Consider the following 2,017-nt stretch of genomic DNA (forward strand, 5'->3'; position numbering starts at 1 on the left):
GGTTTCCGAGTAGATGAGGACATTACTGCCCTCACCCCTCACAGACCCGGACGAGCGCAATTAACGCATCCGGTTCTTCATAACAGTTTATTCGCTGCGTAGTGCATTAAACATAACGATGATAGATCCTTGGCATCGCCAATGGGAAGCGTTTAAGCAATAGCGTAAATCGTACCCAAGGAATGTAACTTTTCCTAGAACGGCGACCTAGCCACTTATGCCATAGACGCTCCACTTTATGGTGGAGACGTTTAAGTGATTTTATGTTTCCAGTGATCCCAAAGTAGACAAAGTGTCCCACTAGCCTTCGATTTAACCATTCCCACTGCAAATCCAGCGGTTTATGGCGCATCTTTTGGCACAGCACATTAAATGCCTTTAGTGTTCGAGCGAGCCTATTCTTCGCTGTCTTTTGACAAACAACAAAGTGACCACGTCGAGACCGCCCCCAGTAATGGGTAAAGCCTAGAAAATCAAAATTAACGCACTTACCGCGTTGGATATTCGTTTTTCGATACCGAAATCGAAAATCTACGCGGCGAGTTTTGTCAGGGTGCAGTGTCAGCCCATAACGCGTAAAGCGTTTGGTTAAGACTTGTTGAACACGATAACAATCCTCGTAATGTTCGAACACCATAACAAAATCGTCCGCAAACCGAGTCAAACTTGAACGCCCACGCATGCGAGGTTTAACCGTATTGGCAAACCATTCATCCAATACATAGTGCAAGTATATATTTGCTAGCAAAGGAGAAATAACACCGCCTTGTGGCGTCCCGATTACAGACTTCTTTAGTTTACTCCCATCCATCACACCGGCTTTTAACCATTTGTCTATCATTTTACGAATAACGCCATCCGTCACTCGTTGGTCTAAAAAGTTTCTCAACTGAGTATGTTCAATGGTATCGAAATACTGCTGTATATCCACGTCTAGTACCCACTTCCCCCCGTCATCCATGATGTGATTACGAAGACTTTGTAGCGCTTGGTGCGCAGAGTAGCCCGGTCGAAAACCAAATGAACAGTCATAGAACGTCTGTTCGTATATTGGCTCCAGTAGCATTACAACAGCACGTTGAACAAGCTTGTCTTCAAATGTGGGGATCCCAAGTGGACGCAGCTTGCCATCGCCCTTGGGAATAAACACGCGACGAATAGCAGGCGCTCGATAGCGTCCAGACTTGACTCGTTCAAGCAATGATTGCAGATTTGCATCCAAGTGCTGTTCATAGTCACGTGCTGTTTCACCATCTATGCCAACTGCGCCATCTTTACGTGTGAGCCGATACGCTTCATATAGCCACTCAATATCCAGCTGATGATTGAGTGATGTGAATACTAGTTTCGGTTTCTCTTTAGCCAATTTGGCTATCTGTTGTTGTTTCGTTGACACAATCATCGGTTTCTGAGCACCTTTATGTTTCCCATCAACAGTTAAAAAGTTATGGTGCGCCCTTTCCTCGTTAGGGTCCTCCTGAGCAGAGTTCCCCCAAGTCAACAGTACTATGGCGCACTAAGACTTCCAGCATCTACTACCTAATCACTTATGGATTCGCTTTTAAGCTCCTGAGCGTGCTTCATGTTCGCTCTGTCTGATTAGAAGCCGTTACCAGACAGCCCGGCTTTGTTAATAGCTAAAGCCAAACGCTTATTAATACTCAGGTCAATACTGGATCTCACAGGTTCCTGAGAATTCCATCCTGTACCTTTGCCCCGGCCATAGATCCCGGTCGGACAATACATCTCTTACCATTACGATATGTACTGTACTGACCCCATTCCCAACAAAATGAAGCCTCCAACGTGAACATGATATCGAGACTCAATCCCGCGGCTTTAGCACCTGCTGTCTACGCTTCACGAATAACGTTACCGTTGTCCATGCAAGACTCGCTTCCGGCCAGTGGTTAGCTTTTACCGGGAGGGAGTTGAACCCTCTGGAATTCAACGAATAATTTTGGTTACAGCATAGTTACCTCCTTTATTCTCAGGCTTAGCCTGTCGCAAGCTGGGC

General features: G+C 45.9%; 1 protein-coding gene. It reads right to left on the reverse strand.

The window, feature by feature from the left end; genetic code table 11:
* Positions 1-106: 106 nt before the first annotated feature.
* Entirely contained in the window at positions 107-1,402 is a 1,296-nt protein-coding gene (gene ltrA, locus BIZ39_RS21470) for a group II intron reverse transcriptase/maturase (protein WP_187448063.1), read from the reverse strand.
* Positions 1,403-2,017 lie beyond the last annotated feature (615 nt).

The sequence above is a fragment of the Alteromonas sp. BZK5 genome (assembly GCF_014349115.1).
Lineage (GTDB): Bacteria > Pseudomonadota > Gammaproteobacteria > Enterobacterales > Alteromonadaceae > Alteromonas > Alteromonas macleodii.